At 60.0% G+C, this 20,894-nt stretch carries 16 protein-coding genes and 1 tRNA gene; 5 read left to right on the top strand and 12 right to left on the bottom strand.

The features are described 5' to 3' along the window. Positions 1 to 6: 6 nt before the first annotated feature. From glgD to H8696_RS00685, 5 genes are all read left to right on the top strand, one after another. A complete protein-coding gene (glgD, locus tag H8696_RS00705; RefSeq protein ID WP_249314261.1) occupies positions 7 to 1,131 on the top strand; it encodes a glucose-1-phosphate adenylyltransferase subunit GlgD in 1,125 nt (374 codons plus the stop codon). A gap of 19 nt (positions 1,132 to 1,150) precedes the next feature. After that, positions 1,151 to 2,596 (top strand): glycogen synthase GlgA, encoded by a 1,446-nt coding sequence (glgA, locus tag H8696_RS00700; protein WP_249314260.1) that lies wholly within the window; start codon positions 1,151 to 1,153, stop codon positions 2,594 to 2,596. 75 nt (positions 2,597 to 2,671) lie between these two features. Then, positions 2,672 to 5,140 (top strand): glycogen/starch/alpha-glucan phosphorylase, encoded by a 2,469-nt coding sequence (locus H8696_RS00695; protein ID WP_249314259.1) that lies wholly within the window; start codon positions 2,672 to 2,674, stop codon positions 5,138 to 5,140. A gap of 5 nt (positions 5,141 to 5,145) precedes the next feature. Further along, complete coding sequence (locus H8696_RS00690) at positions 5,146 to 7,089, top strand: glycoside hydrolase family 13 protein (RefSeq protein ID WP_249314258.1); 1,944 nt, start codon at positions 5,146 to 5,148, stop codon at positions 7,087 to 7,089. 135 nt (positions 7,090 to 7,224) lie between these two features. After that, on the top strand, positions 7,225 to 8,265 hold the full coding sequence (locus H8696_RS00685) for a Gfo/Idh/MocA family protein (protein WP_249314257.1): 1,041 nt from the start codon (positions 7,225 to 7,227) through the stop codon (positions 8,263 to 8,265). A 45-nt stretch (positions 8,266 to 8,310) separates the two neighbouring features. On the opposite strand, the gene H8696_RS00680 is transcribed toward H8696_RS00685, so the two are convergent. The 12 genes from H8696_RS00680 to proS all read right to left on the bottom strand — a co-directional run bounded on the left by H8696_RS00680 (position 8,311) and on the right by proS (position 20,680). Beyond that, on the bottom strand, positions 8,311 to 11,781 hold the full coding sequence (locus H8696_RS00680; protein WP_249314256.1) for an FtsX-like permease family protein: 3,471 nt from the start codon (positions 11,779 to 11,781) through the stop codon (positions 8,311 to 8,313). A 1-nt stretch (position 11,782) separates the two neighbouring features. After that, positions 11,783 to 12,487 carry an ABC transporter ATP-binding protein gene (locus H8696_RS00675; protein ID WP_249314255.1) on the bottom strand — a complete coding sequence of 235 codons (705 nt, stop codon included), beginning with the start codon at positions 12,485 to 12,487 and terminating at the stop codon, positions 11,783 to 11,785. Positions 12,488 to 12,566: 79 nt separating this feature from the next. Beyond that, positions 12,567 to 13,472, bottom strand: coding sequence for a sensor histidine kinase (locus H8696_RS00670; protein WP_249314254.1), 906 nt, complete (start codon positions 13,470 to 13,472; stop codon positions 12,567 to 12,569). Positions 13,473 to 13,494: 22 nt separating this feature from the next. Beyond that, the gene (locus tag H8696_RS00665) at positions 13,495 to 14,280 is read right to left on the bottom strand and encodes an ABC transporter permease (protein ID WP_249314253.1); all 786 of its coding nucleotides are present in this window, start codon (positions 14,278 to 14,280) and stop codon (positions 13,495 to 13,497) included. Further along, positions 14,273 to 15,196 carry an ABC transporter ATP-binding protein gene (locus H8696_RS00660; RefSeq protein ID WP_249314252.1) on the bottom strand — a complete coding sequence of 308 codons (924 nt, stop codon included), beginning with the start codon at positions 15,194 to 15,196 and terminating at the stop codon, positions 14,273 to 14,275. The genes H8696_RS00665 and H8696_RS00660 overlap by 8 nt, the downstream gene beginning before the upstream one ends. Before the next feature lie 83 nt (positions 15,197 to 15,279). Continuing rightward, positions 15,280 to 15,975, bottom strand: coding sequence for a response regulator transcription factor (locus tag H8696_RS00655; RefSeq protein WP_249314251.1), 696 nt, complete (start codon positions 15,973 to 15,975; stop codon positions 15,280 to 15,282). A 49-nt stretch (positions 15,976 to 16,024) separates the two neighbouring features. Then, positions 16,025 to 17,104, bottom strand: coding sequence for a tetratricopeptide repeat-containing glycosyltransferase (locus H8696_RS00650; RefSeq protein ID WP_249314250.1), 1,080 nt, complete (start codon positions 17,102 to 17,104; stop codon positions 16,025 to 16,027). A 108-nt stretch (positions 17,105 to 17,212) separates the two neighbouring features. Next, on the bottom strand, positions 17,213 to 17,776 hold the full coding sequence (locus H8696_RS00645; protein WP_249314249.1) for a flavodoxin family protein: 564 nt from the start codon (positions 17,774 to 17,776) through the stop codon (positions 17,213 to 17,215). A 4-nt stretch (positions 17,777 to 17,780) separates the two neighbouring features. Further along, positions 17,781 to 18,110, bottom strand: coding sequence for a TIGR04076 family protein (locus H8696_RS00640; RefSeq protein ID WP_407926358.1), 330 nt, complete (start codon positions 18,108 to 18,110; stop codon positions 17,781 to 17,783). 83 nt (positions 18,111 to 18,193) lie between these two features. Beyond that, on the bottom strand, positions 18,194 to 18,970 hold the full coding sequence (locus H8696_RS00635) for a carbon-nitrogen hydrolase family protein (RefSeq protein ID WP_249314247.1): 777 nt from the start codon (positions 18,968 to 18,970) through the stop codon (positions 18,194 to 18,196). Between the two features lie 69 nt (positions 18,971 to 19,039). Continuing rightward, positions 19,040 to 19,116 (bottom strand) — tRNA-Ala (locus tag H8696_RS00630). Positions 19,117 to 19,240: 124 nt separating this feature from the next. Continuing rightward, on the bottom strand, positions 19,241 to 20,680 hold the full coding sequence (gene proS, locus H8696_RS00625; protein ID WP_249314246.1) for a proline--tRNA ligase: 1,440 nt from the start codon (positions 20,678 to 20,680) through the stop codon (positions 19,241 to 19,243). Between the last annotated feature and the right edge of the window lie 214 nt (positions 20,681 to 20,894).

Here is a 20,894-nt window from a genome sequence, read left to right as displayed (position 1 = left end):
AGAGATATGATTCGCGAAGCATTGGGCCTTATTTATACGGGGGAACAGGATTCCAGCCTCAAGGATTTGACCCTTTCCCGGTCGGTCGCCGCCATGCCCATGTGGGGCCGGTACCGGGCCATCGATTTCCTTTTGTCCAATCTGGTCAATTCCGGCGTGGGCAATGTGGCCGTCATCACCCAGCGCCGCTACCACAGCCTCATGGACCACCTGGGCAGCGGCCGTGACTGGGACCTCAACCGCAAGCGGGAGGGTCTTTTCATCCTGCCGCCCTTCATGACCAAGGACGACAGCGGCATCTACCGGGGCAGCGTGGACGCGCTGCGCTCGGCCAAGGGCTTTTTGAAGCACGCCCGCCAGCAGTACGTCATCCTTTCCGGCTCCCATGTGCTCTTTAAGACCACCTACAACGAGGCTTTAGAGCATCACATGAAAACCGGCGCCGACATCACCGTATTTTACAACCATGTGAACCCGGACGAGATGAGACAGCTGGGCGAACGCACCCACTTCCAGATGGACCGCACCGGCCAGATCTATGAGATCGAATGCAACCCCGCCCACCCCAAGAGCGATCAGGTGAGCATGGGCGTCTATATTGTGGACAAAGCCCTGCTCGAATATCTGGTGGAGGAGTGCGCCTCCCGGGACGAGTTCCGCTTCACCGAGGGCATCCTCATCCCCAAGCTCAAGAACCTCAAGATCATGGGCTACGAATATCCCGGCTATGTGGCCCGGCTGGAGTCGGTGTACAGCTACTTCCACCACAACCTCATGGCCCTGAACGACAAGGTGCGCCAGGAGCTGTTCTATGAGTCCGGGCCGGTGTTCACCAAGGTCAAGGATGAGGTCCCCGCCCTTTACGGCGACGAGGGCGAGGCGGACAACTGCATGGTGGCCGACGGCTGTATCGTGGAAGGCCATGTGGAAAACTCCATTCTCTTCCGCGGCGTGAAGGTGGGCAAGGGCGCCGTCATCAGGAACAGTGTGGTCATGCAGGCCTCGGAGATCCAGGACGGGGCCCTGCTGGAGAACGTGATTTTGGATAAGCAGGCCATCGTCCGCCACGCGAGAAAGCTGGTGGGACAGCCGGGCTTCCCCATTGTCGTAGGCAAACAGACGGTGATTTAGCGGAAAGGATGGGAAAGCTATGAAAGTGTTGTTTTGCGCTTCGGAATGCGTGCCCTTCATGAAGACCGGCGGCCTGGCCGATGTGGCCGGCGCCCTGCCGAAGGAACTGGCCCGCCAGGGCGTGGACGTTCGGGTGATCGTGCCCCTCTACGCCACCGTGGCCGACCGCAAGCCCTTTTGGACGGAGAACATGGAGCACGTGTGCGATTTTGACGTATACCTCGGCTGGCGGCAGCAGTACTGCGGCATCGAGAAGGTGGAGCTGGACGGGGTGATCTACTACCTGGTGGACAACCGCTTCTACTTCGCCCGGGACTACATCTACGGCTACGGCTACGAGGAACTGGAACGCTTCGCCTTCTTCTGCCGGGCCGTGCTGGAGGCCATGCCCATGATCGGGTTTTTCCCGGACATCATCCACATCAACGACTGGCAGACGGGCATGATTCCCGCCCTTTTGAAGATCCAGTACGCCCACCGCCCGGGCTACAGCGGCATGAAGGCGCTGTTCACCATCCACAACCTGCAGTATCAGGGGGTGTTCGACCGGGGCGCCATGGTGGATATGTTTTCCCTGCCCCCGGAGGTCATGACCTTCGATAAGCTCGAATTCAACGGCGGCGGCAGCTTCATGAAGGGCGGCCTGGTCTACTCCGACTGGATCAGCACCGTGTCCCCCACCTATGCCCAGGAGATCCAGTATCCCTTCTACGGCTGCGGTCTTGACGGGATGCTGCGGGCGCGGAATCACGAGCTGTCCGGCATCCTGAACGGCATTGATCTTTTGGACTATGATCCCCTGACGGATACCGTCATCAAGGCCAACTATTCGGCGGCGGATCCCGCGGATAAGGCCAAGTGCAAGCGCGCCCTGCAAAAGGAAATGGACCTGGTGATGAGCAAGGGAAAGCCCCTCATCGGCATGGTGGGACGGCTCACCGGCCAGAAGGGCCTCGATCTTGTGGAATATGTGCTGGACGAGATCATGGCCACCGGTGCGGAGCTCGTCATCCTGGGCCAGGGCGAGGAGGGCTACCGGCAGATGTTTGAATGGGCGAAGGAGCGCTATCCCCGCCGCATCGCTACCTGCTACGAGATGAACGAGGATCTGGCCCGGAAGATCTACGCCGGCGCCGACATGTTCCTCATGCCTTCAAAGTTTGAGCCCTGCGGCCTCGCCCAGATGCTGGCCATGCGCTACGGCGCCGTGCCCATCGTGCGGGAGACCGGCGGCCTCAAGGATTCGGTGCCGCCCTTTATCGAAAGCACCAAAACAGGTGACGGATTCACCTTTAACAGTTATAATGCCCATGACATGCTGGGCGCAATCCAGCGGGCCATCGACGTCTTCCGCCGGCCCGAGGTGTGGACGGAAGTGGTGAAAAACGCCATGGCCGCTGATTATGGCTGGGAGCGCTCCGCCAAAACCTACATCAGCCTTTACGAGGACTTGTTGCAGGACTGACGCATAGACTGAATAGGGAGTTTTGAGGCGCGTGCCTTCGGGTGCGCGCCTCAAATGGGAAAGGAGTACTTTTATATGAACGAATTGAACCGGGCCGAGGCCAAAGCGCGGATTCTTAAGGAGGTGGAGGAAAAGCTCCACCGCTCCTTTGGCATCACCTTCGACGACGCCACGCCCATGCAGCTTTACAAGGCTGTGGCGCTGACGGTCAGGGACGAGGTGATGGAGCGCTGGACCCACGGCCGGGAGGAGCGTGCGGAACAGAAGCTGAAACGCCTCTACTACCTTTCGGTGGAATTTCTGCCCGGCAAGATGCTGGTCAACCACCTGCTCAATCTGGTGGAGTTCGATCTGTACCAGGAGGCCCTCTCGGAGGTCGGCGTGAACCTGATGGAGCTTGAGGCCGAGGAGCCGGAACCGGGCCTTGGCAACGGCGGCCTGGGACGGCTGGCCTCCTGTTTCATGGAATCGCTGGCCACCCTGCAGCTGCCCGCCATGGGGTGCAGCATCCGCTATGAATACGGCCTTTTCCGCCAGCAGATCGTGGACGGACAGCAGGTGGAGGCGCCGGACAACTGGCTGGAGGACGGCTTTATTTGGGAGGTCCCCGACTACGACGACGAGATGGAGATCCATTTCGGCGGCCACATCATCGAGGACTGGTCGGAGGGCTATCTCAAGGTGCGCCATGAGGACTACAACACGGTGCTGGCCCTGCCCTACGACGTGCCCGTGTCCGGCTACGACAGCGATATCGCGCTGTCCATGCGCCTATGGAGCGCCCGTTCCCCCCGGAGAATCAATATGGAGCAGTTCTCCCGGGGCGACTACATCAAAGCGTCGGAGGAGAAGGAGCTGGCCGAGGCCATCAGCAAGGTCCTCTACCCCGACGACAACCATCTTGAAGGCAAGGAGCTGCGCCTCAAGCAGCATTACTTCTTCACCTCCGCCACCATTCAGTACGCGGTGAAGGATTTTAAGCGCCGCTTCCCCGAACTGCCCATCACCCGGCTGGCCGACAAGATCGCCATCCATATCAACGACACCCATCCGGCTCTCGCCATTTTGGAGCTCATGCGGGTGCTTCTTGATCAGGAGGGGCTGCCCTGGGAGACGGCCATTGCCGTTTGCAGCAAGGTGTTCGCCTACACCAACCACACGATCATGAACGAAGCCCTCGAGACCTGGTCGGAGGATTTGTTCAAGGTGCTGCTGCCCCGGCTGTACAGCATCGTGCAGGCCATCAACCAGGATTTCTGCGAATCCCTTTGGAAGCACTACCCCGGCCAGTTCGACCGCATCGCCAAGATGGCCATTGTGAGCTATGGACAGATCCATATGGCGAACCTGGCGGTGGCCATGTCCCATGCGGTGAACGGCGTTTCCAAGCTGCACACCCGCATCCTGAAGCAGGATCTGTTCGCCGATTTCTACCGCATCTACCCCGGCCGCTTCCATGCCATCACCAACGGCATCTCCTACCGCCGCTGGAGCCTCAAGGCCAATCCCGGCCTCGCCCATCTCATCACCGAGGCCATCGGACCCGGCTGGCTTCGGGATGCGGCGGAGCTGGAGAAGCTTCGGCCCATGGCGGAGGACGGGGCGTTCCTGGAGAAGGCCGCGGCCATCAAGAAGGAAAACAAGGTCCGGCTCGCCCATTATGTGGAGAAAACCCAGGGCATCGTGCTCAATCCGGACAGCATCTATGACGTGCAGGCGAAGAGGCTTCACGAATACAAACGCCAGCTCTTGAACGCTTTGCACATCCTTTACCTCTATCAGCAGATCAAAGCCAATCCCGAAGCCGACTTTACGCCCCGCACCTTCCTTTTTGCGGCGAAGGCGGCGCCGGGATATTACCGGGCCAAGCTCATCATCAGTTTCATCTGCCAGGTGGCGGAGCTTGTGCACAATGATCCCGATGTGAAGGGCCGGCTCAAGGTGGTCTTTCTGCCCAACTACAACGTATCCCTGGCGGAGGTGCTGATCCCCGCCGCCGAGGTGAGCGAGCAGATCTCCACCGCCGGCAAGGAAGCCTCCGGCACCAGCAACATGAAGTTCATGCTGAACGGCGCCATCACCCTGGGCACTCTGGACGGCGCCAATGTGGAGATGCTGGACGCCGTGGGCGAGGAAAACATCATCATCTTCGGCATGACGCCCGAGGAGGTGCAGCAGGCCTACCGCTTCAACAGCTACCGCCAAGGCGAGCTCTACGAGGAAAATCTGGCCCTCCGGCGGGTGCTGGACATGATGGTGGACGGCTCCCTCACGCCCGCAAATCCCCACCGCTTCTCCGAGCTCTATCAGGCCCTGCTGTTCTCCGACAACGGCGGCATGGCCGATCCCTACTTTGTGCTCAAGGACTTCGATGCCTACGCCGCCGCCCAAAAGAAGGTGGAGGCCCTCTATGGCAGGCCCAAGGTGTGGCAGAAAAAATCGGTGCTGAACATCGCCGCTTCCGGCGTGTTCTCCAGCGACAAGACCATCCGGGAATACAACCGCAAGGTCTGGCATCTAAGTCCCGTTGAATCCGAGGAGTGATTCTTGTGACCGAAACCGGCATTCGCATCAGCGTCCCCGCGGCGCTGCACAATTCCAGAAAAATGCTTTTCCGGGCCCCTTTCGGGGCCCGGCCCACGTCGAGCGAGGTGGTGCTCCGCATCGCCCTGCGCGACCCGTCCCTCTCCGTGCGCCTGCGGCTGTGGCGGGACGGTGAGGAGCGCTTCATTCCCATGCAGCCCTGTTCCCTCACCTATAGGGGCATGGCCATGAAGGAGGCCTGGGTGGATCTCCCCGCGGAACCGGGCCTTGTGTGGTACTCCTTTTGGATTGACGGCCTCGGTGTGTATCAAAACGCCGGCGACTGCCTGGGCGGCGAGGGCGTTTTGGGCACCGGTCTTCAGCATTCCTACCAGATCACCGTCTACGACAAGAACTTCAAAGTGCCCGCCTGGGCTCAGAACGGGGTAATGTATCAGATCTTCCCCGACCGGTTCAGCCGAAGCTCCGAAGTGCGGCCGCCGGAGGGCCGGCGGCTCCATGCCCGCTGGGAGGACACGCCCGATTGGCAGCCCACGGAGGGACGCGGCGAGTACGTGCCTGATGATTTTTTCGGCGGAAACCTCCCCGGCATCACCGAGAAGCTGGAGTATCTGAGGTCCCTGGGAGTGACCGTGCTCTACCTCAATCCCATCTTTGAGGCGGCCTCCAATCACCGCTATGACACGGGCAATTACTTCCGCATCGACGGCATGCTGGGCACGCTCACGGACTTTCGCAGGCTCTGCCAAAAGGCCGGGGAGCTTCATATCCGGGTAATCCTGGACGGTGTGTTCTCCCATACCGGCAGCGACAGCATCTACTTCAACCGGGAGGGCCGCTATGAGAGTCTCGGAGCCTATCAGTCCCCCGGCTCCCCCTATGCCGGCTGGTACACCTTTGAACGTTTTCCGGACAAGTACCGGGCCTGGTGGGGCGTGCCCACCCTGCCCGAGACCAACGAGGAGGACCCGGGATTCATGAACATGATCCTGGGCGAGCACGGCGTGGTGCCCTACTGGCTCGGCCAGGGCGCCAGCGGCTGGCGGCTGGACGTGGCGGATGAGCTGCCCGACGCCTTCCTGGCGAAGCTTCGCCAGAGCGTCAAAAAAAAGGATAAGGACGCCCTCGTTCTCGGCGAGGTCTGGGAGGATGCCACCCATAAGTACAGCTACGGCCACGTGCGCCCCTTCGCCTGGGGCGGCCAGCTGGACACCGTGATGAACTATCCCATGCGCGGCCTCCTGCTCGACTTCCTCCGGGGCAGGACGGACGCCCGGGCCGCCCGCCGCGCCATCGAAAGCCTCCGGGAAAACTATCCCCCCTGCATGTTCTATGCCCTCATGAATATGACCGGCACCCATGACGTGCCCCGGGCCATGACCCTGCTTGGGGGCGGCCCGGACCCCGCCGGACTCAGCCGTGCGGATCAGGCACGGGTGGTTCTCACCGAGGAGCAGCGCCGTCAGGGCGTTCATCTCATGCGGGCGCTGGCCCTGCTCCTGTTTGCCCTGCCCGGCCTCCCCTCCGTCTACTACGGGGATGAAGCCGGCATGGAGGGTATGGCCGACCCCTTCAACCGGGCGGGCTTCCCCTGGCAGAATGCGAACCTCGAGCTCATCACCTGGTTCGCCTCCCTGGGCAGGCTTCGAAACGAGACGGCGGCCCTTCGCGGCGGAGACCTCGAGATCCTGACGCCCACCCCCAGGTCCATGGTGGTGATCCGGCGCATCCGGGGCGGATTGGATGAGCTCGGGGAAAGGGCGGAGGACGGCTTTGCTTTTGCGGCGCTCAATCTGGAAAAGGAGCCGGTGAGCATGCGGCTCAGTCTGCCCGGGTTCAAGGACGCCTCCATCCAGTGCCAGCTCATGCACGGCCACGGCACTCTTCGGCGAAATCCCTGGCGGCTCACGCTGCGGGAAGGCGCCATGGGCCTGTTCACCGGGTCCTGAAACGTTTACAATATTTAAAACCGTTTTTCTCTAAAAAAACGTAAAAATTCCCGGTGGGCCGGGCTTGACTTTCCATCCGCGATGTTCAACAATGGTGCTAGAAGCGAACCAAACTTTTTGAGGAGGGTTTTTACCATGAGTAAGTTTCGCGCTGTAATTGTGGGACTTGGAACCATTCATCCCATGCATGCGGTGTCCATCGGCATGTGCGACAAGGTGGAACTCGTCGCTGTGTGCGATAACAAGGAAGACCGCGCCAAGGCCGGCGGCGAGCGCTATGGCGTTCCCTATTATCTCGACTATAAAGAGATGATCGACACCGTGAAGCCCGATGTGGTGCACATCTGCCTGCCTCACTACATGCATTATCCCGTTGCCGCTTATGCCCTCAAGGCCGGCTGCAACGTTTTGTCCGAGAAGCCGATGACCATCAAGTATGAGGACGCGGTGGACGAGGTGAAGATCGCCAGGGAGACCGGCAAGACTCTCGGCATCATCTCCCAGAACCGTTACAACCCCGGCTCCGTGCTCATCAAGAATGCCATCACCAGCGGCAAGCTGGGCAAGATCTACTCCGCCCGTGCGTTCCTCGCCTGGGACCGCAGCGACGAGTACTACTCGAAGAGCGATTGGAAGGGCACCTGGGACAAGGAGGGCGGCGGCGTGATCATCGATCAGGCCATCCATACCCTGGATCTCATGCGCTGGTTCGTGGACGACGAAATCGACTGGGTGGACGCCACCATCGACAACAAGGCCCACGAGATCATCGAAGTGGAGGATGTGGCCGAGGGCGTGATCGCCTACAAGAACGGCATCAAGACCAGCTTCTACTGCATGAATTACTACACCTTCAACGCTGAGGTGGAGATTGAAATGCACTGTGAGAAGGGCATGGTCCACATGTACAAGGACCGCGCCGTCATCAAGTACAACAACGGCATCGAGGAGAGCGCCGAGATGCCGGAGAGCGAAATGATCGACTTTGGCAAGGGCATTCCCCAGTACTGGGGCGTGAGCCATTTCAAGCAGATCTGCCAGTATTACGACGCGCTGGAGAAGGGCGTGCAGCCGGAGATTAACGGCGAGGAGGCCATCAAGTCCATGCGCATGATCTGCGCCATCTACGATTCCGGCAAGGCCAAAAAGCGGATCGTGTTTGGTCGCGACATCTAAGTATTCCACGAAAAAGAAGCGCCGGCGGCGCTTCTTTTTTTGTTTTTATTCGATGGATTTCAGGGATTCAACCATGCTGATGCGCTTCAGCCTGAAGTGCATCACAAAGTTCACCAGACCCGCAAAGGCCAGCGTCAGCAGGGCTGCCCAGAGATAGCTTGGCGGCAGGATCTCCCGGCCGAACATGACGATGTTGACCTCGGCCACCTGCACCACAAATTGATGGAGCAGCACCCCAAGGCCCACGCCCATAAGAATGCCGATGAGGGTGAGCACCACATTCTCCCGGTAGATGTAGGCGGACACCTCCTTGTCGTAGAAGCCCAGCACCTTGATGGTGGCGATCTCCCGCACCCGTTCGGTGATGTTGATGTTGGTCAGGTTGTAGAGCACCACGAAGGCCAGCAGGCTCGCCGAGATGATGAGCACGCCCACCACCAGATCCAGCCGCTCGAAGATATCGGTGAAGTTCTCGGTGATGAAGCTGATGAAGGATACGCCCACGATCTCCTCATTTTGAAGAAGCTCGGAGGAAAGGGCGTTCTCCGCTTCCTCCCCCTCGCCCGACATCTGGGCCATCATGCCCTGATAGGTGCAGGGCCTGCCAAAGCCCGCCTCGTACTCGGCAGGCGGCATGTACACATAGTGATAGACATAGTTTTCGGTGACAGCGGCCACGGTGAAGTCGGCGGTGCTGTTGTCCGCGCTGAGATGGAGGGTATCGCCCGGGGAGAGGGACAGCTTATGGGCCAGCTTCTCACTCAGCACCACGCCGTTTTCCGGAAAAGCGATGCGCTCCTTGCTCCTTCGGTCCTGCAGGGTGACGAAATCGGCGAACCCCTCCCCGTCCTCCGGTACGAATACGGTGGCGGAAAGCATCTCGGCGCTGTTGTCCGAGGTGGCGCTTACCGGCTCCTGATGGACAAGCAGGGTGTTTTCCAGCCGCGGCTCCGCCCGCAGCATCTCCAGCGCTCCCTGCTGGGCCGGGGTGAGGTCATCCCCCAGGGCGTCCTTGAAGGAGAGGGACAGATCGTAGTGATACAGTTCGCCAAACTGGTTCTTCACGATGCCGTTGATGGAGTCCTTGAGTCCAAAGCCTGTGAGCATGAGCGCCATGCAGCCGGCGATGCCGATCACCGTCATGAAAAATCGCTTCTTGTAGCGCAGGATGTTCCGGGCGGTGAGCTTTTGGGTGAAGGACATGCGCCGCCAGATGAAGGCGACGTTCTCAAGAAACACCCGCTTGCCCGACTGGGGCGGCTTGGGCCGAATCAGGCTCGCGGGCACGCCCATAAGCTCGCTGTAGCAGGCGGCCAGCGTGGCGCCCAGCGTACAGGCCATGAACACCAGCGCCGCAATGAGCGCGTAGGGCACATTGAAGGGGGTTTGAATGGGCGGCAGGGCGTAGAGAATGCCGTATGCCGCCCAGATCACTTTGGGAAAGACCTGGAAGCCGACCAAAAGCCCGATGATGGAGCCCATCAAACTGGTGGCCAGAGCGTAGAAGATGTACTTCTCGGCGATAGCGCCTTTGGTGTAGCCAAGAGCCTTTAAAACACCAATCTGGGTGCGCTGGTCCTCCACCATGCGGGTCATGGTGGTCAGACACACCAGCGCCGCCACCAAAAAGAAGAACACCGGAAACACCGAGGCGATGGCGTCGATCCGATCGGCGTCCTGGGCAAAGCTAGTGTAGCCGTTGCCATAGCTTCGGTCCAGCACGTACCAATCGGGATAGGGAATGTCCGCGATGGCCGCCCTCGCATCCGCCAGTTCCTCTTCCGCCTTGGCCAGCTCCTCGTCCGCCTCCCGCTTGCCATCCTCGTATTCAGCCTTGGCATCCAAAAGGGCGGCGCGGCCCTCCTCCAACGCTATTCGGGCTTCATCCAGCTCCTGCTCTCCCTTGGCCAGCTCAGCCTCGCCCTTCGCAAGTTTGCCCTCCGCCTCGGTTTTGGCATTTTTCAGGGCCTTTTCTCCCTCGGCAAGCTCCGCCTTCTTCTGGGTCAGCAGGGTTTCCTGCTGTTCAAGATCCCGGCGCTTCTCTGCAAGGACGGTCAGTCCGTTCTGGAGGCTCTCCCGCATGCCCGTAAGCTCCGTCTCCTGCGCCGCCGTATCCTGGAGCCCCCTCTCCAATTGGTCAAGCCCCGCCTTGGCGTCGGCCACACCCTTTTCAAGCTCCGGCCGCCGGGCCAAAAGCCCGTCTCGCTGAACCTCCAGCTGGGCCTTCAGCGTCTGATCCGCGGGGGCGGCGGAGCCGACCAGGGCAGCGATCCGGTCGTTCAGGCCGGACACACTTGCATCCAGCCCGGCTAGCTGCTCCGTGAGGCCGCCCAGGACGGCTTCGGCGGCAACCTTCTTCTCCTCCAGCGCCTCCCGGGCGTTCCTTGCCGAGGCCAAGCCCGTCTCCAACTCTCTCATCTGTCCGCCGAGCTCCGCTTCCTTTGCATCCAGCTCGGTCCTACCGGCGGAAAGGACCCGCTCCCCCTCGGAAATGGCCTGCCGGCCCTCCGTCAGTTCGGACTCGCTGCTGGCAACGGTACTTTCATACTGCTTCCGCTGCCAAGCCAATTCCTCCCGACCCTCCTGGAGGGCAGCCTCACCCTCAGCGATTTTGGACTCGCCGTCCGCCACCTCCTTCTCGCCGTCATTGATCTTGGCCTCGGCCTCCCTGAGCCGCGCCTCCGCCTCCCCTTTGCCATCCTGATACTTGGCTTCAGCCTCGGCCAGCTTTTGATCCGCCTCGTCCTTCACCTTCGCATAGCGGACCTCACAGCGCTCCGTTCCCGCTTCCTCCAGCCGGGCCTCCATGGCCGCCTTCAGTTCATCGTATTCTCCGCTAAAGGCAAAGTCAGCGCTGTCCATGGTCACATACAGTTCGGTGTAGGCCTCCATGGTGAAGGCTCCGTCCAGCACGAAGCCATACCGGCTGACGGAGCCGGAACCTTTGGAGGAGCTGGCCTTCTCGATGGAAAGATACAAAGGGCTGTCCGCCACGCCCACCACGGTGAATTCGTCTACGGCCAGCGTATCCGCCATATCCGGGTCCTGCTCGAGATCGATGCGGATCCTCTCGCCCAGCGCATAGCCGTTGCCCACATCGCCCCCGGAGAGGAGCACGATTTCGTCGATGCTCTCAGGCAGCCTGCCCTCCTTCACCATGAGCGCATTGACGCTGCCATCCCCCAGGCTGTGAAGCCTCAGCACGCTGTCGTTGGCGTCGCCCTCCTTGGTGGTAAGCGCGTCGGCACGGTAGCTGGGCATAACCGAACGCACGCCCTCCACCCCCGCGATGGCCGCCGCATCCCCGTCGGTGATCCCCAGCGTGGACACCAGCCGGAAATCCATCAGTTTCCCTTGCCGATAGTACTCGTCGGCGGTGAGTTTCATGTCCACACTGGTGGCCTTGATCCCGCCAAAAAAACCGCTTCCCAGCGCCACAATGGCCACGATGGCAATAAAACGCCCCAGGGAACCCCGAAGATCCCGCAGGGTTTCCCTCACATACATCTTTTTCATCTCACCACTCCAAGCTCTCCACCGAAGCGGGCCGGGCATTCCGCTTCATGGCGGCCACCCGTCCATCCCGCACCTCGATCACCCGGTCGCCCATGGCTGTAAGGGCATGATTGTGGGTGATGACGACGACCGTCATACCGCTCTTTCGGCAGGTATCCTGCAGGAGCTTCAGGATTGTTTTCCCCGTCCTGTCATCCAGGGCGCCGGTGGGCTCGTCGCACAAAAGGAGTTTGGGATTTTTGGCCAGGGCCCGGGCGATGGCGACCCGCTGCTGCTCGCCGCCGGAGAGCTGAGCGGGGAAGTTGTTCATCCGCTTTGTAAGGCCCACGCCCCGAAGCACCGCCGCCGCCTCCAGGGGATGGGGACAGATCTCCGAGGCCAGTTCCACGTTTTCAAGGGCTGTCAAATTCTGCACCAGATTGTAGAATTGAAATACGAACCCGATATCGTTGCGCCGGTAGGTGGTCAGCTGCCGCTGGGTAAAGGCGCTCACCTCCACGCCGTCCACCACAACCCGCCCTTCATCGCAGCTGTCCATGCCGCCAAGGATGTTGAGAATGGTGGATTTGCCGGCGCCGCTGGGGCCCACCACAATGGCAAACTCCCCCTGCTCCACCTGAAAGCTTACTCCGTCCAGGGCGGTGATCTCCACCTCACCCATACGGTAGCGCTTCACCACGTCCTTAAAATCCACAAATGCGCTCATCACAAAACCTCCTTGACCTGTTACCGGTAGCATATCAGAAGTATGACCATCGGTCAATTATGGGCCAAAAAAAGCAGGCCTAAGCCTGCTTAAGGGTACGCCAATGGATTTCCACCCAGAAAACTCCTTCTGCCAGCCAGGCCTCCGTCCGATGGCCCATGGCGCCGGCGAATTCCTTCACGATGGTCAGTCCAAGACCGGAACGCTGGCCCGTGCGGGGGCCGTCGCCGGTATAGAAGCGCTCGAAAACCCGGGTGAGCTCCACCTTGGTCATCTCCGGCGCTTCGTTGCCAAAGGCGGTCACGATCTCGCCCTTTTGCAGCCGCTGACGGATCCAGAGATGGTTCACGCCGTGGCGTAGCGCATTTTGCACCAGGTTGGCGAACATGCGGGAGGCGATGGTGCGGTCCGCCCATACGCAAGGCAGGCCCTCCTCCAGGTCCACCGCCACCTCGAAGCGTCCGCTGAGATCCCCGTAATAGGCGGCCAGCACCTGGCTCAAAATCTCATGGAGGTCCACAAGCTCCATATGAAGGGGATATTCGCCGCCCTCCAGCCTCGACATGTCGTAGAAGCTTTCCACCAGGGTCTGGAGCGCCCGCGCCCGGCGTTCCACCACCCCGAGGTATTCCCGGCGCTCCTCCTCGGAAAGCTCCGGGTCCCCGAGAAGATCCGTGTATCCAAGAATGGAGGTGAGCGGCGTTCTGAGATCGTGGGAGATGTTGGTGATCTGCCGCCGGAAGGTGCGCTGGCGGCCTTCATAGTCGATGCGCTCCCGCCGCCGGAGGTCCAGCGTATGGTTCACCTCTTCAAAGAGGCCGTCCAGCGCCCGGTTCTTGTAGGTCAGGTGCACCCTTTGGTTGGTGTCGCCCTCATTGATCCTTTTCATCTCCCCGGCGGCCCGGCGGATGCTGATCCGGTCCAATGCCAGCAGCGCAGCCAAAACTACGCCCGTCAGTGCAAGAATCACGATCGCAGCCGCCATAGAACCGCGCTCCTTTCTTCGATTACTTGATTTCCTTCCTTCGGAACAGGAACATGCCGACAGCGAGGCAAACCGCCACCCGGATAAGGCCCGCCGCCCAGTATTCAAGACACAGGGCCCCGAAGTTTGGCAGCAGCGCGGTTTCCAGATAAGGTGCCAAGGCCATCATGCGGGTGTAGGCCAGGTGGGGAATGATCTCCTGACAGATGACCCAGGCGCGGGAGAAGAATTCATTGTTGAGGAAGGGCAGCACATAGAACACACCCACCGATGCGAAGGAAAACAGCGTGTTGTTCTTGATGACGAAGGAAAACAGGTGGGAGATGGCCAGCGTCCAGAAGAACAGGGGCAGCGCCAAAAACAATCTTTGTCCAAACAGCCCGAAAACCACAGCCGCGTCCTGCTGAGGCATACCCAGGATGAGGATGGCGCTCAAAAGGAAGCATCCAAAGATGGCCGCGAGGGCGATCAAGGCCACGATGAGTTCCGTGATGAACTTGCCAAAGAAGATGGTGGGCCGGGAAACGCCCCAGGAGATGAGGTTCTTCAAGGTCTGATGTTTGTATTCCTCACTGAAAACACAGTCCACAACAATAATCATGCACGGATACACGAAGGTAAGCGCTATGCCGGTGACATTGTTCAGCGGAAAGGAGGCGTCGATGGGTCCGTTCAGGGACCCCGAGGCCTGCATAAGCCCCAGCACCACGTTCACCGCAATGCCGATGCCTGCCGCGATGACGAGGGCCAGGTAGAAATATTTCCGGTGGAAGGTGCGGTACAGCTCGCTTTGGATGTAGTTAAACACGGTCCCCACCCCCGATCAGCTTGAGGAAATAATCCTCCAGGTTGGAGCCCTTCACTTCCATGGAGTACAGCTGGATCCCTTCCGGAACCACGGCGCTGGCCACCTTGGCCGGCTCATCCAGGTATTGGTAGAGGTGGATCACGCCGCCGGGCAGCACCTCGTACTCCTCGCAGTGGAGCTGGCGTTCCAGAATGGCGGCCGTGCGCTCGCCGTCGCTGACCACCAGTTCCACGTACTGGCGGCAGCGTTTTTGCAGTTCCTCCGCAGCGATCTGCTGCAGCAGTGCGCCATGGTCCAAAAAGCCGAAGCTGGTGGCCATATTGGCCAGTTCGGATAGGATGTGGGAGGAGATGAGAATGGTGATGCCCCGCTCGTGGCTCAGACGGAGCAAGAGGTTTCTGAATTCCACGATGCCGGTGGGATCGAGGCCGTTCACCGGCTCATCCAGGATCAGAAGATCGGGGTTATCCATCATCGCCAGGGCGAGACCCAGGCGCTGCTTCATGCCCAGGGAAAAATCCTTGAACTTCTTGCGGCCCGCCTTGTCCAGTTCCACCTGGGCGAGGATATCCTCCACCACCTTCCGGCCGGCCACGCCCCGCTGAATCCGGTAATATTCAAGGTTCTGCGCCGCCGTCAGGTAGGGATAAAAGCTGGGCGTCTCGATCATGGCGCCCGTCCTGTGCCGGGCCCGCTCAAGGCCCCGCGCCGTGGTCTCGCCGAAAAGCTCGACCTCGCCGTCTGTGGGCATGGCCTGCCCGGAAATCATGCGTAGAAGGGTGGTCTTGCCGGCTCCGTTCTTGCCCACAAGCCCGTAGATCTCGCCCTTGTTCACGGCGATATCCACATCATGAAGCGCGTAGAACTGGCCGTATTTCTTGGTCAGTCCCCGCGTTTTCAAAAGAGTTGTGCTCACGCTGGATCAGTCCTTTCATCTTTGTTCATCCCCTATTGTGAAGGACAAATCTTAAAGCGCCCTCAAGAAAGTCTAAAGAATTCTTAAAGCTTCTCCGTGTTCATCTTAAAGCCGATGCCCCATACGGTCTTGATGTAGTCGGCGCCGGGGTCCAGCCTGGTAAGCTTCTGGCGAATGTTCGAGATGTGGACGTTCACCGTGTTGTCCTCGCCCAGATAGGCGCCGTTCCAGACCTGCTCGTAAAGGTTCTCCCTCGTGTAGACCCGTTCGGGAGAACGCATGAGGAGGGCTAAAATTTCAAACTCCCGGGCGGTGAGCGAGAGGGGCTTGTCCGAAACGCTGGCGGTGTGGTTCACAAGGTCCAGCTTCAAATTTTTGAATACCAAAGCTTCCTGGGGCGCGGGGCTGAACATGCGGTAGCGGCGAAGCTGGGCTTCCACCCGGGCCAGAACCTCCCCCGCCTCAAAGGGCTTGGTGATGTAATCGTCGGCGCCGAGGCGGAGCAGCTCCATCTTGTCCTCCAGTCCGGACCTTGCGGAGACCACGATCACCGGCATCACAAACTTTTTCCTGAGTTCCCGGATCAGCGCCTCCCCGGTCAGTCCGGGCAGCATAAGATCCAAAAGAACCAGGTCGAAGCTCTGTCCGTCCAGGAGGAGCTTTGCCTCGCTGCCCGAATAGGCGGCGCTGACGAGGTAACCCTCTCTGGTCAGAATGCGCTGCAGCAGCACATTGATATCCCCGTCATCCTCCACCACCAGGATTTTGGCAGGCGCCATGTCCATCCCCCCTTAGCTTCTCCTATTTTACCCGATCGGGGAGAAAAGCTCAAAGCTTTTTCAAAATCCAGTCCCGGTTGGCCTTGAGCCGTTCATCCTCCGGGGCCATGGCAAGGGCCCGGTCCTCCGCCTCCAGTGCCTTTTCGGGAAGGCCCGCCCAATAGTAGGCGATGGCCGCAAGATCGTAGGGCGCGCTGCCCCAGCTCATGGGCTCGTTGATGTAGGACATGGACCGCTCCCGGATTTTTAGAGCGCTCTCCGTCATGTGGATCACCCCGAACCAGTTCTTCTTCCGATAATAAAAGCAGGCCAGGTCCATATAAGGCTCCCGAAGATAGGGCGCCTCCCCAATGGCCCGGTACATCCAGCGCTCCGCCTCAGCGTCCTCCCCCTTGTTCTCATAGGCCCGGGCGATGTAGCGCATGGACGCCGCCCGTTCGTCGGGCCAGGTGGCGCTTTTCAGCGTCAGGTGCCGCTTCAGCGTTTCGATGCAGGGATCCCACATGCGGCGGTACATGTATTCCCGGCCCAGGTAGTGCATGTTCCGGTCGTCCTCCGGGCACTCCTTTACGGACAGCTCCAAAAGGGGCAGGTACTGGGCCCGGGGCTTGGTGGGATCGGCGTGGTGATTGAGCTGCACGCCCAGAAGCTCGGCCTTTTTCGGCTCCCCCTCGCCGGTGTAGGTCAGCACCTCATGGACGGGATGCCTCCATTTGAAGCCGCAGCGCCGGTGGATCTTCTCGATCCAAAACACCACACCCTCCGAGCCGTCCTCCTGAAAGTTCCAGGTGTAGCGGTAGCGGGCCTGATCGGTATCCCCGGCCCACTGTTCCTCCAGAGCCGACCGCCAGCCCTTCTCAAAGGCCTCGTCCAGATCCGTGCACACGAGGATATCCCCATCCTCCGGCACCAGCGCCAGGGACCGATTCCGCGCCACGTCAAAGCGCCAGGGCCGAATAAGCTCCACCGTCACGTGGGCGCCCCGCGCACGCAGCTTTTCCACGGTCCCATCGGTGGATCCGGTATCCAGCACGTACACGCCGTCAGCCTCGGACATGGAATCCATCCAGGCATCCACAAAGGCCTCCTCATTTTTACAGATCGCATACCCGTACACCTTATACTTCATCGTTCACCTCTCCTTATCCTTTACAGTCTATTCCCCCCTTTCCCCTCCGTTGCCTGTCCAAACAAAACAAGAGCCCTGCCTTGCGGCAGGGCTCATTCACATGACGCTTTATACGTTCTGGGTCCGTTCCCGAATACGGGATGCGAAGGCCTTGCCCGCGCTCTCCAATGCCGGGAGCATGTATCCGCGGTTGAACTGGATAACGGGCAGCCGGTCCACGGCCGTCATGTCCATGTGTCCCAACGTTTCCTCCAGCCGGCTTAAGCAGGATACGGCGCCCCGGCCCGAGCCTCCGGCGCAGGCCACAAGAAGACATTCCTTTCCCCGTAGTCCGTGATTGTGAGCCGTCTCGCACCGCCGCAGCCGGTCCAGAAGGCTCTTCAGACTCTCCGCCAGATCGTGCCAATACACCGGCGTCACCCATACAATGCCATCCGCGGCCCTCAGCTCATCGTAGATCTGTCCAAAATCATCGGGAAGCACACAGCGGCCCTCCGCTTTGCACCTGCCCCATCCGTTGCCGCAGGCCAGGCAGCGGTCTACCCGCATCCCGTTGAGATGCAGCACCTTCGCCTCGCCTCCGGCCCCGGCAATGCCGGCAACAATCCGATCCTTGGCGGCCGCCGTCAGCCCATCCTTGTTGGGGCTCGCCCACAGCACCAGTATGGCCATTTTGCTATACCTCCTCGTCGATTCGTTCCAGCTTGAAGATCACCGGCCGGGTGCCGTCGTTGCAGCATGCAATCATCACCTTTTCATCCGCCGTCCAGCCCTCCATGATGGAGCCGCCCTGCAAGGCCGCATAGATGTAGCGGCTGACGCAGTCCCAGGCCTCGGCACAGAATCTGCCTTCCAGCATACGGTTGTAGTTCTCCCGGGTCACCATGAATTCCTGACCCTCCTCAAAGAAGGGGCACTTTCCCGATTGGGGATTGGCCAGGTAGGTTTCCTGTAAATCCTTGAAGAGTTCCCTGCGCAGCACCGTAATTTTGACCTTGTGCTGAATTGCCATACACGATCCACTCCTTTCCTTACCATATTTATTGTAATGTATTTTGCGCAAAAAGAGAAGGTGGCTTCCCGCCCCCCTCATTTGATATCTAAAAAATAATCGCTGTTAACCCGCCGTCCCTCCGTTCCCCAGGAGGGTTCGGGAACCGTATAGTCGTAGATCATCAGACCGCTGCGGCCCGCCGGCGCTTCCTTCGCAATGCTCCCGTCCTCCGTGACCACCATCGTGGGCGCCGTGGGACATCCCGAGGCGGTGTTGGTGGACACCACCGTCATGATATTCTCAGCCGCTCTGGTGACCAGATGGGACTTCAGCATGTCGTACCTTGCGGGATTCGGGGCGTCCGCGCTGTCGGAGAAACTGACAAAGCACAGCTTCACCCCTTGCTGATAAAGCTGTCTAAAGCTCTCCGGGAAACGGACGTCAAAACAGATCCGAAAGCCCACGGGGATTCCGTCGATCTCGAATACGCCAGTATTTTGCCCGCGGGCAAAATTCTCCACATCCCAGCCCCATAGAGCAGTTTTATCATAACAGCCCGCCTCATCGCCGCAGTCATCAAAAAGAAGCAGAGTGTTGAACCTTTTATCCCCTTCATACCGTACGCTGCCCACCGCAATATAAAGTCCGTATTCTCCGGCCAATCCCGCCACCTGAGACAGCGCGCCGGCGATGACGGATCTGTCAAGCGCCTCCACGCTGGTCTCCCGGGGCGGATAGCCGCAAAGGGCGCACTCATGAAAGACCAGCAGCCTTACCTTTTGGGCCGCCGCCCTTTGAACCGCCCGGCGAATGGCATTAAGATTTTTTTCCATATCGCTGCCGCTGGCAAAGGGATGGACCGCAATTCTCATGATCCCATCCTCCTTCCGGTAAAAAAACAAAACCCCTGCTGCAATTACTGCTAACAAGGGCTTCGCAAATGGTGGAGAATAGGGGACTTGAACCCCTGACCTCTTGACTGCCAGTCAAGCGCTCTAGCCAACTGAGCTAATCCCCCACATTTCGGGGACGAGAGTTATAATACCATGTTCTTTTGGTTTTGTAAAGTATCTTTTGTGGGGAAAAAGCACAAAAATTATCTTGAAAAAAGGGCCGGAAATGTTGATTTCCGGCCCTTTTCATCAATACTGTTTCCCAAAGTACATCAGGCGGGTGGCGGGCTTGCCGCAGTGGCAGCATACATCCCCCAGATGCTCCTGCTCGAAGGGCATGTTTCGGGTGGTGATGCCCGTTTTGGCCTTGAGCTCCGCCTCGCAGGCGGCGTCTCCGCACCACATGCCCTTGGCAAAGCCCTGCTTCACATCCACGGCCTCCACCATTTCCTCCAGGTTTGTGACCGTGAAAATCCGTTCATCCCGGCGCGTCCTCGCCCGGTCGTACAGGCCCTGCTGCACCTTATCCAAGGTCTCCAGCACAGCCTTTTCCAGTCCCTCCAGCGGCAGCGTGAACTTCTCCAGCGTATCCCTCCGCACCGCGGTGGCCTGGCCGTTCTCCAGATCCCGGGGACCGATCTCGAGGCGCAGGGGCACGCCCTTCATCTCCCACTCGTTGAACTTCCAGCCGGCGCTCTGCTCCCGGTCATCCAGCTTCACCCGGATACCGGCCTTCCGCAGCCGGTCCTCCAGCTTCCGCGCCTCCTCCAGCACGCCTTCCTTGTGCATGGCGATGGGCAGAATCACCACCTGAATGGGCGCCACCTTGGGCGGCAGGGCGAGCCCCCGCTCGTCGCCGTGGGTCATCACGATACCGCCGATGAGCCGGGTGGAAACGCCCCAGCTGGTCTGATGGACATACTCCAGCTGGCCGTCCTTGCTCAGGTACTGGATATTGAACACCTTGGCGAAATGCTGGCCCAGATTGTGGGTGGTCCCCGCCTGCAGGGCCTTGCCGTCCTGCATCATGGCCTCCATGGAATAGGTGGACTGGGCGCCGGCAAACTTTTCGCTCTCGCTCTTTTGTCCCACGAACACCGGCATGGCGCACACATCCTCCGCCAGCTCGCGGTAGATTTCCAGCATTTTGAGGGCATCCTCCTCGGCGCCCTCCGCCGTTTCATGGATGGTGTGGCCCTCCTGCCAGAGGAACTCGCTGGTCCGGAGGAAGGGCCGGGTGCTTTTCTCCCAGCGCACCACGTTGCACCACTGGTTCACCTTCATGGGCAGATCCCGCCAGGACTGCACCCACCGGGAGAACATCTCACAAATCATGGTCTCGGAGGTGGGGCGCACCACCAGGCGCTCCGCAAGGTTCTCCCCGCCGGCATAGGTCACCAGCGCAACCTCCGGCGCAAAGCCCTCCACATGCTCCGCTTCCCGCTGCAGAAAGCTCTCCGGGATGAGCATGGGAAAATAGGCGTTTTCCACGCCCACGCTCTTGAAGCGGGCGTCCAGCTCCTTTTGGATGAGCTCCCATACCCCATAGCCATAGGGGCGTATCACCATGGTGCCCTTCACCGGGCCGTAGTCCACCATCTGGGTCTGCAAAATCACGTCCGTGTACCAGCGGGAGAAATCCTCGCTGCGGGGCGTGATGTGACTGACAAACTGCTCCTTCTTGGCCATATCCATCATCCTTTCCAAAATAAAAAACACATCCCCCATAAGGGCGATGTGTGTCGCGGTACCACCTTATTTGGCCTTTCGGCCCACTCTTTTGGCTTTATCGCAGCGCTGCGCCGGCTCTCGCCGGTGCGTCCAGGGCGGGCAGACCGCTTTGACCGCCAAACGGTCTTTCAGCCAGTGAACCGTTCTCTCTTTTGGCGCCTCGACAGCCGTT

The organism is Gehongia tenuis (genome assembly GCF_014384795.1).
GTDB lineage: Bacteria > Bacillota > Clostridia > Christensenellales > NSJ-53 > Gehongia > Gehongia tenuis.
Note: the sequence above shows the minus strand (reverse complement) of the source record. Positions and strands in the feature narration are given on the sequence as shown.

What these genes read in the sequence shown, in the direction of transcription:
- glgD (WP_249314261.1), top strand. Translation starts at nt 7, where the DNA reads ATGATTCGCGAAGCATTGGGCCTTATTTATACGGGGGAACAGGATTCC.
- glgA (WP_249314260.1), top strand. Translation starts at nt 1,151, where the DNA reads ATGAAAGTGTTGTTTTGCGCTTCGGAATGCGTGCCCTTCATGAAGACC.
- H8696_RS00695 (WP_249314259.1), top strand. Translation starts at nt 2,672, where the DNA reads ATGAACGAATTGAACCGGGCCGAGGCCAAAGCGCGGATTCTTAAGGAG.
- H8696_RS00685 (WP_249314257.1), top strand. Translation starts at nt 7,225, where the DNA reads ATGAGTAAGTTTCGCGCTGTAATTGTGGGACTTGGAACCATTCATCCC.
- H8696_RS00680 (WP_249314256.1), bottom strand. Translation starts at nt 11,781, where the DNA reads ATGAAAAAGATGTATGTGAGGGAAACCCTGCGGGATCTTCGGGGTTCC.
- H8696_RS00675 (WP_249314255.1), bottom strand. Translation starts at nt 12,487, where the DNA reads ATGAGCGCATTTGTGGATTTTAAGGACGTGGTGAAGCGCTACCGTATG.
- H8696_RS00670 (WP_249314254.1), bottom strand. Translation starts at nt 13,472, where the DNA reads ATGGCGGCTGCGATCGTGATTCTTGCACTGACGGGCGTAGTTTTGGCT.
- H8696_RS00655 (WP_249314251.1), bottom strand. Translation starts at nt 15,975, where the DNA reads ATGGCGCCTGCCAAAATCCTGGTGGTGGAGGATGACGGGGATATCAAT.
- H8696_RS00650 (WP_249314250.1), bottom strand. Translation starts at nt 17,104, where the DNA reads ATGAAGTATAAGGTGTACGGGTATGCGATCTGTAAAAATGAGGAGGCC.
- H8696_RS00645 (WP_249314249.1), bottom strand. Translation starts at nt 17,776, where the DNA reads ATGGCCATACTGGTGCTGTGGGCGAGCCCCAACAAGGATGGGCTGACG.
- H8696_RS00635 (WP_249314247.1), bottom strand. Translation starts at nt 18,970, where the DNA reads ATGAGAATTGCGGTCCATCCCTTTGCCAGCGGCAGCGATATGGAAAAA.
- proS (WP_249314246.1), bottom strand. Translation starts at nt 20,680, where the DNA reads ATGGCCAAGAAGGAGCAGTTTGTCAGTCACATCACGCCCCGCAGCGAG.